The sequence below is a fragment of the Advenella sp. genome (genome assembly GCF_052108595.1).
In the GTDB taxonomy this organism is placed as follows: Bacteria; Pseudomonadota; Gammaproteobacteria; order Burkholderiales; family Burkholderiaceae_B; genus Advenella.
This window is the reverse complement of the sequence record NZ_JBQEAU010000031.1, coordinates 1-15,258: the sequence shown is the minus strand read 5'-3', so window position 1 is coordinate 15,258 and position 15,258 is coordinate 1. Positions and strand designations below refer to the sequence as shown.

14 protein-coding genes are annotated in these 15,258 nt (G+C 55.5%); 8 read left to right on the top strand and 6 right to left on the bottom strand.

All coding sequences use genetic code 11. The features are described 5' to 3' along the window. Positions 1 to 330: 330 nt before the first annotated feature. Positions 331 to 819 (bottom strand): acyl-CoA thioesterase, encoded by a 489-nt coding sequence (locus ACTIKR_RS07675; RefSeq protein WP_193090322.1) that lies wholly within the window; start codon positions 817 to 819, stop codon positions 331 to 333. A gap of 307 nt (positions 820 to 1,126) precedes the next feature. Here ACTIKR_RS07675 and ACTIKR_RS07670 point away from each other — a divergent pair, with 307 nt between their 5' ends. The 3 genes from ACTIKR_RS07670 to ACTIKR_RS07660 all read left to right on the top strand — a co-directional run bounded on the left by ACTIKR_RS07670 (position 1,127) and on the right by ACTIKR_RS07660 (position 5,701). Next, the gene (locus tag ACTIKR_RS07670; protein ID WP_442327536.1) at positions 1,127 to 3,430 is read left to right on the top strand and encodes a heavy metal translocating P-type ATPase; all 2,304 of its coding nucleotides are present in this window, start codon (positions 1,127 to 1,129) and stop codon (positions 3,428 to 3,430) included. Positions 3,431 to 3,454: 24 nt separating this feature from the next. Next, positions 3,455 to 3,847, top strand: a complete 393-nt coding sequence (cueR, locus tag ACTIKR_RS07665; RefSeq protein ID WP_442327535.1) for a Cu(I)-responsive transcriptional regulator — start codon at positions 3,455 to 3,457, stop codon at positions 3,845 to 3,847. Positions 3,848 to 4,075: 228 nt separating this feature from the next. Beyond that, positions 4,076 to 5,701 (top strand): acyl-CoA dehydrogenase family protein, encoded by a 1,626-nt coding sequence (locus ACTIKR_RS07660; protein WP_442327534.1) that lies wholly within the window; start codon positions 4,076 to 4,078, stop codon positions 5,699 to 5,701. A 33-nt stretch (positions 5,702 to 5,734) separates the two neighbouring features. On the opposite strand, the gene ACTIKR_RS07655 is transcribed toward ACTIKR_RS07660, so the two are convergent. The 4 genes from ACTIKR_RS07655 to ACTIKR_RS07640 all read right to left on the bottom strand — a co-directional run bounded on the left by ACTIKR_RS07655 (position 5,735) and on the right by ACTIKR_RS07640 (position 9,877). Beyond that, a complete protein-coding gene (locus tag ACTIKR_RS07655; protein WP_193090318.1) occupies positions 5,735 to 7,036 on the bottom strand; it encodes an NAD(P)/FAD-dependent oxidoreductase in 1,302 nt (433 codons plus the stop codon). Positions 7,037 to 7,167: 131 nt separating this feature from the next. After that, positions 7,168 to 8,529 carry an esterase-like activity of phytase family protein gene (locus ACTIKR_RS07650; RefSeq protein ID WP_442327533.1) on the bottom strand — a complete coding sequence of 454 codons (1,362 nt, stop codon included), beginning with the start codon at positions 8,527 to 8,529 and terminating at the stop codon, positions 7,168 to 7,170. A 368-nt stretch (positions 8,530 to 8,897) separates the two neighbouring features. Then, positions 8,898 to 9,338, bottom strand: a complete 441-nt coding sequence (locus ACTIKR_RS07645; protein ID WP_442327532.1) for a T6SS amidase immunity protein Tai4 family protein — start codon at positions 9,336 to 9,338, stop codon at positions 8,898 to 8,900. Beyond that, positions 9,335 to 9,877, bottom strand: a complete 543-nt coding sequence (locus ACTIKR_RS07640) for a type VI secretion system amidase effector protein Tae4 (protein WP_442327531.1) — start codon at positions 9,875 to 9,877, stop codon at positions 9,335 to 9,337. The genes ACTIKR_RS07645 and ACTIKR_RS07640 overlap by 4 nt, the downstream gene beginning before the upstream one ends. Positions 9,878 to 9,968: 91 nt before the next feature. Between ACTIKR_RS07640 and ACTIKR_RS07635 the strand changes: the two genes are divergently transcribed. Next, on the top strand, positions 9,969 to 10,898 hold the full coding sequence (locus tag ACTIKR_RS07635; protein WP_442327530.1) for a ZIP family metal transporter: 930 nt from the start codon (positions 9,969 to 9,971) through the stop codon (positions 10,896 to 10,898). A 27-nt stretch (positions 10,899 to 10,925) separates the two neighbouring features. On the opposite strand, the gene ACTIKR_RS07630 is transcribed toward ACTIKR_RS07635, so the two are convergent. Continuing rightward, positions 10,926 to 11,309, bottom strand: coding sequence for a COG4315 family predicted lipoprotein (locus ACTIKR_RS07630; protein WP_442327529.1), 384 nt, complete (start codon positions 11,307 to 11,309; stop codon positions 10,926 to 10,928). A 289-nt stretch (positions 11,310 to 11,598) separates the two neighbouring features. On the opposite strand from ACTIKR_RS07630, the gene ACTIKR_RS07625 reads away from it, so the two are divergent. The 4 genes from ACTIKR_RS07625 to ACTIKR_RS07610 all read left to right on the top strand — a co-directional run bounded on the left by ACTIKR_RS07625 (position 11,599) and on the right by ACTIKR_RS07610 (position 15,186). Beyond that, positions 11,599 to 12,225 carry a pyridoxamine 5'-phosphate oxidase family protein gene (locus ACTIKR_RS07625; RefSeq protein WP_442327528.1) on the top strand — a complete coding sequence of 209 codons (627 nt, stop codon included), beginning with the start codon at positions 11,599 to 11,601 and terminating at the stop codon, positions 12,223 to 12,225. Between the two features lie 240 nt (positions 12,226 to 12,465). Then, positions 12,466 to 13,188, top strand: a complete 723-nt coding sequence (locus tag ACTIKR_RS07620; RefSeq protein ID WP_442327527.1) for a FadR/GntR family transcriptional regulator — start codon at positions 12,466 to 12,468, stop codon at positions 13,186 to 13,188. After that, on the top strand, positions 13,185 to 14,399 hold the full coding sequence (locus ACTIKR_RS07615; RefSeq protein ID WP_193090310.1) for a mandelate racemase/muconate lactonizing enzyme family protein: 1,215 nt from the start codon (positions 13,185 to 13,187) through the stop codon (positions 14,397 to 14,399). The genes ACTIKR_RS07620 and ACTIKR_RS07615 overlap by 4 nt, the downstream gene beginning before the upstream one ends. A gap of 19 nt (positions 14,400 to 14,418) precedes the next feature. After that, positions 14,419 to 15,186 (top strand): SDR family oxidoreductase, encoded by a 768-nt coding sequence (locus ACTIKR_RS07610; protein WP_442327526.1) that lies wholly within the window; start codon positions 14,419 to 14,421, stop codon positions 15,184 to 15,186. Positions 15,187 to 15,258: the final 72 nt, after the last annotated feature.

The window sequence follows — 15,258 nt, the reverse complement described above, 5'->3', positions numbered from 1 at the left end:
GAATAATTATTCAGTATGAATCTGGCATCAGGATTACAGGTCGCGTAAATGCCAGCATTGAAATTGCGGTACCGGTGGGGTTGTTGCCTGCTGAGTTGTGCCCGGTTTTTATACACAGGTTATTGTTTGCAGGCCGCCCGAATTTCAAACGACTGGTATTTCAAATGACTAGTAACAACGGATTGATTGCCAAAAATAATTTGCAAAAAATGCTACTTGTTCAAAGACTACTGTTTAAATTACCAATACAAATACGTCATGGTAGCCTGCTATATTAGCAGTCCTTTATGAACATGTCAAGCTAAATTATTGATATATTTCATTATTTTCTCAGGCGCCGGCAGTTGCCCGGATTTCCCCATAGCGCGCTTCTAGTTCCTGGCGCAGCGAACGCCGCATTTTTGCCGCTTCATAACGGCAACGATCCAGACCATTGTCGGGGGTCAGCGCCGGAATCTGAACGGGATTGCCATTGTCATCAACGGCGACCATGGTAAAAAAACAGCTATTGGCGTGGCGAATTTGCTTGCTGCGGATATTTTCGGTCACCACCTTGATGCCGATTTCCATTGAAGTGTTACCAGTGTAGTTCACTGAAGCCAGAAAAGTGACCAGTTCCCCAACGTGGATAGGCTGGCGAAACATGACCTGATCGACCGACAGCGTGACGACATAGCGGCCGGCATATCGGCTGGCACAGGCGTACGCGGCCTGGTCAAGCAGCTTCAGAATGGTGCCGCCGTGGACATTGCCCGAAAAATTGGCCATGTCAGGCGTCATCAAGACAGTCATGGTAAGTTGGTGATTAGGCAGATCCATGTCGGCAACGTCCGGTAAAAGTAGGGAAGGCGTCAGTTTACCCATATTGCCGGGCTGGCGCCATATGGACGTTATGATTGTCTGCCAGAAGGGTCTCGGGCCGAATTTGACCCTGAGATCGACATGAGCATCAGACGCTTGACCTTCCCATCATGGTAAGCTTTACAGTGAAGATTATAAACTGTTTGCGCTGTCAATATTGCCCGGCTGACCGCGTTGACAGACCCGTGCCGCGCTGGCCTGGGCGATGCCACTATCGACCCAAATGTACCACAAGCGGCGGTTTTTCTTCGAAAGGACGCTAATCATGAGCTCTACAACCCTATCCCGCGGTGTGGCGGGCCATCCTGCCCCCAGGGCAGATAATGAAAGCCGGCTGATAGAATTGTCGGTGGCCGGCATGACCTGCGCTTCCTGCGTGCGGCATGTTGAGAACGCCCTGTCTGCCGTGCAGGGCGTACAGTCAGCCAGTGTCAACCTGGCTACTGAAAGGGCGCAGGTGCGTGCGCCGCTGGACCTAGACAGCACTTTGCTGACCCAGGCCGTGGTGCGCGCCGGCTATGAGGCCCAGGTGGTCAGCAATCCTGCGCAAAGCAGCAATACTGAAGCAGTCCGGCGCGAGGCCGACAGGCTTGCACTCAAGCGTGATCTGCTGTTGGCCGTGCTACTGGCGCTGCCGGTGTTTATCCTTGAAATGGGCGCTCACGCAGTACCGGCATTCCACCATTTTGTGGCAGAAACCATTGGCACGCAGAACAGCTGGTATCTGCAATTTATCCTGACCAGCGCTGTTCTGGCGGGCCCGGGACGTCGTTTCTTCGTCAAAGGGATACCGGCTCTGCTGCGCTTGACGCCAGATATGAACTCTCTGGTCGCCGTGGGCACGACCGCTGCCTATCTGTATTCGGTGGTGGCCACATTCGTTCCTGCCTGGCTGCCCAGCGGCACCGTGAATGTTTACTACGAAGCGGCGGCGGTGATTGTCGCGCTGGTGCTGCTTGGGCGTTATCTTGAGGCGCGGGCCAAGGGCAATACATCGGAAGCCATCAGACGGTTGGCCGGACTGCGGGCAAAAACGGCTAGGGTACGGCGCGGTGAACAGGTGAGTGAAATTGCCATCGAAGAGGTGGTGGTGGGTGATCTGGTTGAGCTGCGTCCTGGCGAGCGCATTCCGGTTGACGGGCAAGTGACCGATGGCAATAGTTTTGTAGACGAGTCCATGATCAGCGGCGAGCCGATGCCGGTTGAAAAAACGCCTGGCGCGACTGTTGTGGCGGGCACAGTGAACCAGAAGGGGACATTGAATTTGCGCGCCACCGGTGTCGGTGCAGATACCGTGCTCTCGCAGATTATCCGCATGGTTGAACAGGCGCAGGGCGCAAAACTGCCGATCCAGACCATGGTCGATCGCATTACCATGTGGTTTGTTCCGGCGGTCATGTTGATTGCGTTGATCACATTTGCGATATGGCTGGTATTCGGACCGCAACCGGCGCTGGGTTTTGCCCTGGTCAATGCGGTCGCCGTGCTGATCATTGCCTGCCCTTGCGCGATGGGCCTGGCAACGCCCACCTCTATCATGGTGGGTACGGGTCGCGCAGCGCAACTGGGTATTTTGTTCCGACAGGGCGAAGCGCTGCAAACATTGATGGATGTGCGGGTGGTTGCGGTCGATAAAACCGGCACGCTGACTCGTGGTTATCCCGAGCTGGCCGATCTGACCGTGGCCGACGGTTTTGATCGTGACTACGTACTGGCATTGGTGGCTGCTGCCGAAAGCCGTTCCGAGCATCCTATTGCACGCGCCATTGTCGCCGCTGCAGAGAAACAGAACTTGCCCATCGCGCCGGTCCACAATTTTGAGTCCCTGACCGGGCTTGGCCTTCGCGCCCAGGTCAATGCAAAACAGATTCTGATCGGTTCGGACCGGCTGATGACACAGCACAAGCTGGATCCGGCGGTCTTTTCGTCAATTGCCAGCAAGCTGGCCGATGAGGGCAAGACGCCACTTTATGTTGCGATCGACGACAAACTGGCTGCCGTCATCACGGTTGCCGACAGTATTCGCGAGACGACGCCTGAAGCGATTGCGGCCTTGCATGAACAGGGGCTCAAGGTGGTCATGGTCAGTGGTGACAACCAGCGTACGGCACAGGCGATTGCGCGACAGTTGAATATCGATGAGGTGATAGCAGAGGTCATGCCCGACGCCAAGGCCGATACGGTCAGGCGGCTGCAGCAAGCCCACGGGCCGGTCGCCTTTGTGGGGGACGGCATTAACGATGCGCCTGCACTGGCGGTTGCCGACGTTGGGATCGCCATCGGGTCAGGGACCGATATTGCGATGGAGTCGGCCGATGTGGTGCTGATGTCTGGCGACCTGACTCATGTGTCTGACGCGATTGCCATGTCGCGGGCGACCATGCGCAATATCCGGCAGAACCTGTTCTGGGCGTTTGCTTACAATGCGGCGTTGATCCCGGTCGCCGCAGGTGTGCTGTATCCCTTCAATGGGGTGCTGTTGTCGCCCATATTTGCCGCGGGCGCCATGGCGCTTTCCAGTGTGTTCGTGGTTACCAATGCATTGCGGCTGCGCCGTTTTGCCGCCTGAGTGAAGATGATCAGGGAGAATGCAATGAATATCGGAGAAGTGTCGGCTGCCACCGGTGTGAGCGCCAAGATGATTCGCTATTATGAAAAAATCGGCTTGATAAATGCAGTCAACCGCAGCGATGCGGGTTACCGGCAATATACGGTTCAGGATCAGCGCATGCTCGCCTTTATTCGGCGGGCACGCGAGCTGGGATTTTCACTTGAACGCATTAAAACCCTGATCGGCCTGTGGGAGGATACCTCGCGACACAGCGCCGATGTGCGGCAACTGGCGCGCCAGTATATTGACGAGCTGGATGACGATATTGCCAAATTGCGTTCCATACGCAATGAGCTGGCCTATCTGGCGGATCATTGCCATGGTGACAACAGGCCTGATTGCCCCATTATTGAAAGGCTGGCCAAGGGGGGCTGACCTTGGCGTATTCCCTGCGGTGACCAGGTGTGCTACAGTAAATCTGCTGGTGCATCTTGCACCCGGCCTCTGGCTGTTGCGCGATATCAGACCACATTAGCGAGTCGTGACAATAGGCCATGTTACCAGAACGTAATAACAGGCCACATTATCACGCCACGATATCAGGCCGTGACAGCAGTGACAAGCAGGCTGTGTATTGTGATCCACTAGCTAACGGAGGTTCACATGGTTACCACGACATTCATAACGCCGGATAATCAGGTTCCGGATCTTGAAGACTATAACCTATTCAATTGTGATCCGGCGCTGCGCGAGGCGCTGGATGCGTTCTCTGCAGCAGACGCGAAACAAGCGTGCCAGAGCTATGGCGAGCGCCTGGGTTCAAAGCATGTTTTGCAGCTGGCGCAGCTTGCCAATATAAACGGGCCGCAAGCGGCCATCTTTACCCGCACCGGCGAGCGACAGGATGTGGTCACCTTCGATCCCGCCTGGCATTCCCTGCTGGCGATGCTGTTCGACATGGGTGTGCATTCTGCCGCATGGCAGGACGACCAGCATGTGCGGCGCGCGGCGCTGTTTTATTTGCATGCGCAAACCGAAGCCGGCAGCCTGTGTCCGGTCACCATGACCTTTGCCGCCGTTGCGGCGTTGCAGGATCAGCCTTTGTTCGGACAACTGGCACCCTTGCTGTACAGTCGTGATTATGATGGTGCCAATGCCCCCATCTCGCAAAAGCGCAGCATGATGATCGGTATGGGAATGACCGAGAGGCAGGGTGGGTCCGATGTGCGCAGCAATACCACACGTGCCGTGGCCATCGGTCACTCAGAGCCGGTCTATGAATTGCATGGGCACAAATGGTTTTTTTCCTCTCCCATGTCGGATGCGCATCTGGTGCTGGCCTATGAACAGGCGCAACTGAGCTGTTTTTATCTGCCGCGCTGGCGACCGGATGGCAGCATGAATACGGTGCATATCCAGAGGCTGAAGAACAAGCTGGGCAACCGTTCCAACGCCAGCGCGGAAGTGACCTTTGATGGCGCGTGGGCGTTACGGGTAGGCGAGCAAGGGGCAGGCATTCCCACCATCTTGCGCATGGTCAATCAGACGCGGCTCGATTGCGTGCTTGGCAGTGCCGGATTGTTGCGCCAAGGGCTGGTGCAGGCCATGCATCATACCCGCTATCGCATGGCATTTGGCAAACGGCTGGCAGATCAGCCACTGATGCAGGCTGTGCTGTGCGACCTGGCCATTGAGAGCGAAGCTGCGCTGTGGCTCGGCATGGCGTTGGCTCATGCGGTGACACAACAGAACGACCCCATACAGAAAGCATTTTTGCGTATCGTTGCGCCCGCGGCCAAGTTCTGGGTCTGCAAGCGCAGTATCGCGGCCATTGCCGAATGCATGGAGGTATGGGGTGGCAATGGCTACATCGAAGATGCGCCGCTGGCGCGACTGCTGCGCGAAGCGCCCGTCAATTCCATCTGGGAAGGCTCTGGCAATGTGATGTGCCTTGATGTCTTGCGGGCGCTTTCGCGGGATCCTGATGGGGCGGCGCTGTTGCTGGAACACCTTGCCGACGATTGTCGTGCCGATCCGGTGTTGTCGCAGGCGATGGTACAACTGAAACAATGGCTGTCGGAGTCGGGAGATGTGCAGCAATCGAGGGCCCGCGCGATCACGCAGCGCCTGGTGCTGCTAGTGCAAGCCACATTGCTTTATCGGCATGCGCCTGCATGGCTGGCAGAAGCGTTTGTACGCGCACGTTTCGAAGAAAGCGCAGGTGTGTTCGGCGCCTCCATCTACACAGATGCGGTCGCGATACTGGAGCGGGCCTATCGCCCGGTATAAGCAGCGGCGGTTATGGCTGCTGGTGCGAAACAGTTAATGCAGCTTGACTTTGGGTGAGCTGCGTTTTAGCAGCAGGCGACCCAGGGCGACCGCGCCGGTACGGGCAATACCCAGAATCGCCATGTGATGCATCAAATGCAGGCTCATGTACATCAGGCGTGCCAGCAAGCCTTCGACAAAAAGGCTTTTGCCGGTCAGCACGCCCATCAGGCTGCCCACGCCCTTGTTATGACCTATTGAGACCAGCGACCCGTAATCCTTGAACACAAACGGCTTGCCGCTGCTTGCCGTGCCGTTTATACGGGCCGACAGTTCGCCAATCAGATAGTCTGCCTGCTGGTGGGCCACTTGCGCCCGGGCAGGCAGATAGCGACCCTGTTCCCATTCGACCTGGGCACAATCGCCCATGGCATAGATCGCCGGGTCGCTGGTGCACAGGGTTTTATCGGCAATAACCTGGTTGATTTTGTTGGTTTCCAGGCCCAGTTCCGTCAGAAAGGCCGGCGCCTTGATGCCTGCCGCCCATACCGTCAGGTCGGCCGGATACCGGTTGTCGTTGGAGTCGGTCAGGCTTTTTTCCTGCACGGCCGCGACCAGCACTGATGTCTTGACGGTGATGCCGCGTTCCTTGAGCAGTTTTGTGGCTGCTGCCGATGTTTTTTCGGGAAGGGCCGCGAGTATGCGAGGGCTACCTTCGAGCAGCGTGATGTGAATATCTTCTTCAGGATTCAGTTCGTTGATGCCATAGAATCCCAGATTCTTTCCTGCTTCCAGCAGTTCTGCGGCCAGCTCCACACCGGTTGCCCCGCCACCGACAATGGCAATATTCAGAGAGTGGGTGGGGTCGGTTTTTTTACGCTGATCGGCGGCAACCAGCTCGCGCAGAAATTTCAGGCGAAATTTTTCGGCCTGTTCCGTGGAGTCCAGCGCGGTAGCGTATTGTTCGGCGCCCGGTGTGTTGAAAAAATTCGAGCGGCTGCCGACGGCGAGCACCAGGGTGTCATAAGGCAGGTCTCTGGCTGCAAATACTTCCTCCCCTTCGTTGTAGACCGCTTTGACGTGAATGCTGCGAGCCTGCCGGTCGATGCCGTCCATTTCGCCAGGTACGAAAGTGAATCCGTGGTCCTTTGCCAGCATGGCATAAGACAGCCCTTCACGGTGAATATCCAGCGTACCCGATGCCACTTCATGCAGCGACGGCTTCCATATATGGAACACGCCTGCATCTACCAGAAAGATGTGTCGAGGACCGAACTTGCGTCCGAGTTTGGCAGCCAGTTCCAGGCCGCCCGCGCCACCACCGACTATGATGATCCTGTGTTCCGGTATTTGCATCGTGATTTCCTGATGTTTCAGTTGAAATAGAACGAACTTTGTTTCATTCTAGTAGAAAAACGCCAGGACAGGCACATAAAAGCCGGCCTTCGTGCGTGTTGGCCGGCCTGGCTATGCCTGGATCGGACCAGTTATTTGGCTTGCAACAGTTCGGGTGTTTTCAGCAGGATGAGCTCATTGTCATCCTGCTTGTTGGGCTCTCGGCTGGACGAAAATGGAAAATTGTTATCGTTGCCCACAACGATATGCTCGCCGTCAACAATATCTACATTCTCGATGGTAAAGAACGGGAACTGCAGCACGCCTTCGGTCAGGGGTTTGCGCGCCACTTTGGATGGATCGGCAATGTTCAGCAGGTCAATGTACGCGACTTTGCGTACCGGCTTGCCTGCATTTTCAGGACCGAACTGGACTTTGTAAACCCGTTTGAATTTGGGCAGATCGGCAAAGCACGCTTGCGGATTTTCGCCTTGTTTGCATGCTTTGTCTGGTGTGCCTTCACCATTGTCCCGTTCGATGATCAGGCCCGTAGTGGCGTCGATCATATTGAAGTCGCCAATCGCGTGGTGCGCCGCCTCCAAAGGATATAACCAGGAGCGGCCTGTCCATTTTTCAGCAGCAACATCAAATTCAAGGACCCGCAGCACGGTCTTGCCATCTGCCGATTCCCAGGCTTTCTGGCCTTCATCCCAGACCGGCCCTTCCAGCAGCGGATAGAGATACTTGCCATCGGACGAGGCAGCCATTCCTTCGAATCCCTTGGAGCGTTTCAGATTGACATCTTTGTAGCTTTCCCTGGGCGCGCCGGGTGTGGCGACCAGATAATTGTCGGGAGATTGAATTTTACGACCGTCAACTTCTGTTTCGAAGACGGCCTGAACTTTGCCGTCAAGATCTGCCTTGATGAGAAACGGACCGAATTCTTCGCCTATCCACAGCGTGTTGTCGATAATCTGAAAGCTTTCCGTATCAAAGTCGGAACCGGTCAGATAGCGTTGCGGCGTACCTTCATGCACAATACGAAAGGGTACTTTTTTGTCAGGGTCGCTCAAAAATACAGATTTCAGATGCTTGAAATCACCAGACTTCCAATCGATGGTGTATTGATTCAGATACAGCATGGAGTCTGGCGAGTTTGCTTTGTTGCCCGAGCCGTTATCGGTCAGGATCCAGACACTGCCGTCTTTCATTACCTGAATGCCAGAGTGGCCCTGCAGGGGCTGGCCCGAGATCGGCAGGCTGATGCCAGTGTCGCGACCGTTTGATTTGCCCATGACGGACGCCAGTTGTTCAACGCGGCCGCGCGTGGTGTATTTTCCAGCAGATTTAAGATCTTCCGGCGCATCATCCGGCGCCGCAATGGTGCTGTCGGCCGGCAATATGGCGTGCCCTGCGAGAACGGCGGGCATTTCGGTCTGCGCCTGGGCGATGCTGCTGGCTGCGGCCAGACCAAGCGCCAGTGCCAGCGCCGAAAAACGGTATCGGAATGTCATGGAGTGCTTCCTGCATGAAGTTGGAAAGCCGCAAGAATATAGGACGAGTATGACAGGTGTGTGTAAGTTAAATTGATTGAGGGGGCAGTTGCACTGGCCATCAAGGTGCTCTGATGACATGTCAATATCTGAACCGCTTGCCTGCGGTACGATCTGTGGTCCCCGTGAGGGCGCTGCTGCCTGTCATGCGCCTTATGCGCTATTTTTTGCCTATTTTTTGCGTAGGGTGAGCTTTATCCTCGCTGCCTGATGCATTAAGACAGGCGTGTCAGCGGCAAGGGACGAGATTTCACGCCAGGACTTGGCAACCATCTCTATTCCGTGCTCGCAAGAACCGGTCCGCAGGCAGCCAAGTTTCGGATGAACTATTATTTTTTTATATATTGAGCGGCGAGCGCATCCAGTTCCCTGCTGTTGAACAGATCAATGCATTTCATCGACTCATAGCTGCCGCCGGTAGAGCCGCTGCGCGTGGTTGACTTAAGAAATTTTTCAATAAGGGCCTGGGCAGCTTCATTGGCTTCTAGGGGGACTGTGGAGTACTCCAGATATGCTGCAGCGGTGTTGCTCCAGTCTTCTTCGAGCGCCGCGCTGCCAGCCTGTTTGCTTAGCGTTGCGCCACAACGGGCCAAAGCCCAGTATTTGAACAGCTTGACCTGATTATCGTAGCTTTTCAGCGCTTGTTGGGGCAGTTGGGTAAACGATTGCAACTCACCGGCTGGCTTGGCAGCGTCAGTTGCCTGAGCCGCGCCCCCAGTCATGAAGCCAATGGTGCAAAGCATCGCTGCAAAGAATCGTCTGCTGTTCATTTCAATTCCCACAGGTAGGCTTTTTCCGGAACAAAGGTCCCGTTGTCCGGATCGGCATACAAATGGCAGGAGTCGGCGCACTGCGTGCCGTTCCAGAGTGTGACATGGCCTGCCGCATTATCCCAGCCATGGCCCTTGACCACAAGCAATCCTTTTTTACCAGCCAGTTGAGCTGGTGTGGGAGCGCCATTGATGACAATGTCCGCCTTGCCGAATGTGCTTTCCAGAAAACGGATCATGTCGTTAACGCGGTACATGTACCATTGGCCATCGGCGCCACTGCTGGCTGCGTAGCCGGCTGCGTTCGACGGAATAGAGATGCCGCTGCGGTTGAGCACATAGCTCATGCGGATGGGGCAGGCATTACGAAAAATCAGACTGTCGGTATTGAATTTGACCTTGCCGCCGATCATCTCGCCCACCATTTTGACTGGTTTGTTCACCTGCGCAAAGGTGTTCCATGCGTGGTCGAATTGTGGTCTGGTGGCCATGGGACAGTCTCCGGTCAGTGTGCGTTCGTAATTGCTAGAGTTTCGCATATTGTCGTTGCAATAAATTTAAATTGCAGATGTCATTTTGTTACTATGTGTTTGATTGTCTGTATCCAATTTTCGAGGGATCAAGGTAAAAATGAATACGAATGATGTCGCACAGCAGTCTTTATGGCAGGCCTGGATGCTGCAGGCCCGTCAAAGTCCGCGAGTCACAGCGGGTCTGCTAATCGCGGGAGCATGCCTGTTGGTGCTGTTGCTGACCGGCACCTATCGTGCCGTGACGTCGGTTGACGATACCGCCTTTGACTATGCGCTGATCGGCGGTTTTGCCGGGTTCGGCGCCACCGCGCTGGGCGCGCTGGCTGCATTCGGCTTGCGCAGCATCCCGGTTCGCACTCAGGATACGATGCTTGGGTTTGCCGCCGGCATGATGCTCGCAGCCAGTTCTTTTTCCCTTTTACTGCCTGGGCTGGAGGCAGCCCAGGAGATTACTGGCAGTGCGCTGCTGGGATCGTCAGTAGTCGTGCTGGGATTGGCCTTTGGCGTGCTGCTGATGTTGGGGCTGGATTATTTCACGCCGCATATGCATCAGGAGTTGGGCACGCAGGGGCCCGAGTACAAACGTCTTAACGGCGTCTGGCTCTTCGTGCTGGCCATTGTTTTGCACAATTTGCCCGAGGGCATGGCCATTGGTGTCAGCTTTTCCAAATCCGATATGTCGGTTGGGCTGCCCCTGACAGCGGCGATTGCCATTCAGGATATTCCGGAAGGCCTGGCCGTGGCGCTTGCGCTGCGGGCTATCGGGATACCGGTAGGGCGGGCAGTTTTGCTAGCCGCAGCTTCCGGCGTGATGGAGCCGCTCGGCGCCATTGTGGGGGTGGGGATGTCCAGCGGTATGGCCGTGGCCTATCCAATGAGTCTTGGGCTGGCAGCAGGTGCAATGATATTTGTGGTATCCCATGAGGTCATACCGGAAACGCATCGCAACGGCCACCAGACTTTTGCAACCATCGGCCTGATGGCCGGGTTTGCGGTCATGATGTTTCTGGATACCGCGCTGGGTTGACCAGCTGCCGATATCCATAGATCACGACTACGGTTTGATGACGTGCCAGACGTCCTTGACGCCATCGCCGGTCATGTCGCCGGGTTTGCTATCTTTCTTGAACAGGTATAGCGGCTGTCCCTTGTATGTCCATTGTGATTGGTCGTCATCACGTTTGATCACATCATAATCGCCGGATTTTTTATCTTCCGCGGTGGCCATCAGCGGTGGCCAGTACTCTGCGCATTGGCCCGAGCATGCACTTTTCCCCGGGGTTTCTTTGTCCTTGTCAAAGGTGTATAACGTCATGCCTTTGCTGTCGACCAGTATGTCATTTTCTGTTTTGACCGGTGGTTCGGCCGCCAGGGCTGCGCTGCCGACAAATCCCACACCGGCCAGGGCCAATATGCAGGACAGTAGTGCTTTGTTCATGAGAGTCTCCTTGAAGATGATCGCCGCCGCCGGCGATACACTGCAAAGGATACGCCTTATCGGATTAATTGCATACAGCATGGCAAAGACCGGGTGAGTATTTTTCTAGTGTGGAAGGGCCGCACTGTTCCAAGTGCCTGCTATATTTCAATTGTTATTTATGCGGGCAGCTCCTGTCTTGCCTGCATAACGAACTGCGCGGTTTCCTGTCACAGGAAGGTAGTGATAAAGGCGTAGTATAGTAGGCCTTTGTTTCCTTTTGCATATTGTTTTTCTGGAGAACCTGCCGATGCCCTCTCATGATCCCCACCACATTGGCACCATAGAACAACTGACCGCTTTGTTTGGTACGCCCGGCGCCGCGTCACTGAAAAAGGAAGTGGACCATATACATCCATTGTACCGGCCGCTGATCGAGGCCTCTCCATTTGCCATTTTGGCCACCAGCGGCCCGGAGGGTCTGGATGTTTCACCGCGTGGCGATCCCGCCGGTTTTGTCCAGATTGAAGACGAGCGAACGCTGTTGCTGCCTGAAAGGCGGGGTAACAATCGCATCGATAGCCTGCGCAATTTGCTCACCGATCCGCGTTTGGCTGTCCTGTTTCTGGTTCCCGGCATGGGGGAAATGCTGCGCGTTAACGGTACTGCACACATCAGCGTCACGCCGCCGTTGTTGGAGCGCCTGGCCATGCGCGACAAGCCGCCGCAATGCGTCATTGTCATGAAAGTAGAGCGGGCCTTTTTTCAGTGTGCCCGTGCTATCCAGCGCTCTGGTTTGTGGAATCCTGCGCCGGAACGAGACCAGTTGAACGTACCAACAGCGGGCGCAATTTTGGCGGGCCTGACTCACGCGCAGATCGACGGGGAAAAATATGATCGGGAGCTGCCGCAACGGCAGCGCGATACGCTGTATTGAATGCTTCAGGCTGGCGCAAGCCCCAACAGGCGCTTGCCGGCATTGACGCTCCTGCATCAAGCGGGCCTTGCCAGTCCCTGCGCGAGTATTCCCGATGCGTTCAAAATAAACCGACAGATTCACCCGACAGCCCTTTGTGCGTGACGTCTATCGCAACAGTATCACCCGTGGACAGGCATCCCCCTTGAATCAGGGTAATTACTATGTATTTCAATCATCATACGTATTATGATTGTGATCATGATACCTAGACAAACAATACACGATGACGTTCTGAACCGCCTGGGCGCAGATATCTGCACTGGGATATACCCCGCCGGGACAGTGCTGCCGCCGGAGCCGGACCTGTGCGAGCTGCTGGGTGTAAGCCGCATTGTCGTACGGGAAGCGGTCAAGTCACTTAGCGCACGCGGCCTGGTGTCGGTGCGTCGCCGTACTGGCACCCTGGTGCAATCCCCAGAGAACTGGCAGCTTTTCGATCCCAAGGTTGTTGTCTGGCGAGCCAGCACGGGCATGGTCGATGAAAAGTACATTGCCGATCTGATGGAGCTGCGGCGCGTGATTGAGCCTGCGGCCGTTCGGTATGCGGCGCAACGGGCCAGCGCAGAAGATCTTGCAGCCATGCGTCACCATCTGGACGCCATGACACATGCAATTAATGGCAAGGGCGAGTATGTGCCGGCAGATCTGGCTTTCCATGGCGCCATTCTGGATGCTTGTCATAACCAGTTCTTGCGTCAAATGCAGCAGGCGATTAATGCGATTCTTCAAGTCAGCTTTGATCTGTGCATACAGGTGCCGGACGGACCAGCCCGTTCCCAGCCTTTGCACGAAGCGCTGCTTTCGGCTATTGCTGCGCGCAATCCTGAGCGGGCGGAACGAGCTGTGCTGGAAATTATCGAGCGTGCGGAAAACGATTTGCATGCCAGTGTAAATAGATTCAATGGTCATCGATCCTTATGAAAATCACCAAAATTGAAACGCTGCGTACTCAGGAGTTTTTCAACGTCATCTGGGTGCGCATTCATACCGACAGCGGTGTGGTGGGCCTGGGGGAAACGTTCTATGGCGCAGGCGCTGTGGAGGCGCACATTCATGAAACCCTGGCCATTCGTTTGCTGGGGCAAAATCCATTGCATATTGAGGCCTTGCATAAGGAAATGCTGAACCTGCCCATGGCGCAGTCCTCGACCGGCGCGGAATACCGGGCGGCTTCGGCCATCGATATCGCGCTTTGGGACCTGTTTGGCAAAGTTTGTAATCAGCCTGTGCACCAAATGCTCGGCGGCCTATGCCACGACAAAATCCGGGTGTACAACACCTGTGCGGGCTACAACTATGTAAGAGCAAAAAATATCAAGCCGGTGTCCAACTGGCAGATCAATAAAGGACAGGTGCAAGGTCCTTATGAAGATTTGGACGGTTTCATGAATCGTGCAGATGAACTGGCGCTGGACCTGCTTGAACAGGGCATCACCGCCATGAAAATCTGGCCGTTCGATCCACCGGCCATTGAAAATAAAGGCTTGTTCATTGACGCCCGGCAAATGAAAAAATCACTGGAACCGTTTGAAAAAATTCGCAAGGCGGTCGGTGACAAAATGGAGATTATGGTGGAGTTTCATTCCTTGTGGAATTTGCCCGCCGCCAAAGAAATCGCGCGTGCCATAGAGCCGTATGCGCCACGCTGGTATGAGGATCCCATTCGCATGAATTCACCGCAGGCATTGGCCGAATATGCAAGATCTACGCCGGTCTGGGTGTGTGCGAGCGAAACCCTCGGTTCCCGTTATCCATACAAGGATATGCTGGAGCGTGATGCTATGCATGTGGTGATGGTAGACCTGTGCTGGAGTGGTGGATTGACAGAGGGCCGCAAAATAGCCGCGCTTGCCGAGACCTGGCATCGGCCATTCGCTGCGCACGATTGCATCGGGCCGGTGGGCTTTGCGGCCGCTGTGCATTGTTCGTTCAGTCAGCCCAATACGCTGATACAGGAGTCGGTGCGCGCGTTTTACAAGGGTTGGTACAACGAACTGGTGACCGCAGTGCCGCGGATTGAAAACGGCTATGTCTTTCCGATGGAGGGACCCGGCCTGGGCGTGGAGTTGCGCGACGACGTATTCGAGCGGGAGGACTTGACCATTCGCGTCAGCATCCCGGAATCACTATAAGAGTAGAGAAGAAAAAATCATGTCTGAATTATTCAATTTAAATGGAAAGACAGCGCTTGTCACCGGCTCTTCGCGTGGGCTGGGATTTGCCTTTGCCCAGGCGCTGGCAGAACATGGCGCCGATGTCATCCTTAATGGCACCCGCATAGATCGCCTTGAGCAGGCGGCACAACGAATCACCGACCGGGGCTTTGCTGCCGACACACTGGCCTTCGATGTGGCCGATGAACATGCAGTGGTCGCCGCCTTTGAGTCGCTGGATCGCCAGAACAGGCAAGTGGACATACTCATCAACAATGCAGGCATTCAGCTTAGAAAACCGTTGACCGAGCTGGCGGTGGCCGAATGGCATCGTGTGCTCGACACCAATCTGACCAGTGCTTTTCTGGTGGGGCGTGAAGCGGCAAAACGCATGATAGCACGTGGCAAGGGCGGAAAAATCATCAATATTGGTTCGCTGACCAGCGAATGCGCCCGTGCGACGGTGGCGCCCTACACCGTTTCCAAGGGCGGCATCAAAATGCTGACACGCGCGATGACAGCTGAATGGGCTGCACACAGGATTCAGATCAATGCCATTGGTCCCGGGTATATGGCAACTGATATGAACGAAGCGCTGTTGAGCAATCCGCAATTCGATGGCTGGGTAAAGAGCCGAACGCCGGCCGGCCGTTGGGGTTTGCCGGAAGAGCTGGCTGGCGCTGCCATCTTTCTGGCCTCACGGGCTTCCGACTATGTGAACGGTCAAATCATTTATGTGGATGGAGGGATGCTGGCCGTCTTGTGAGGCCGTTAAGGCTGAACAAGGACCCTGTGCTGCCATTGTGGCTACGCGCTTTGTCTCTGCGACCTGTATCCT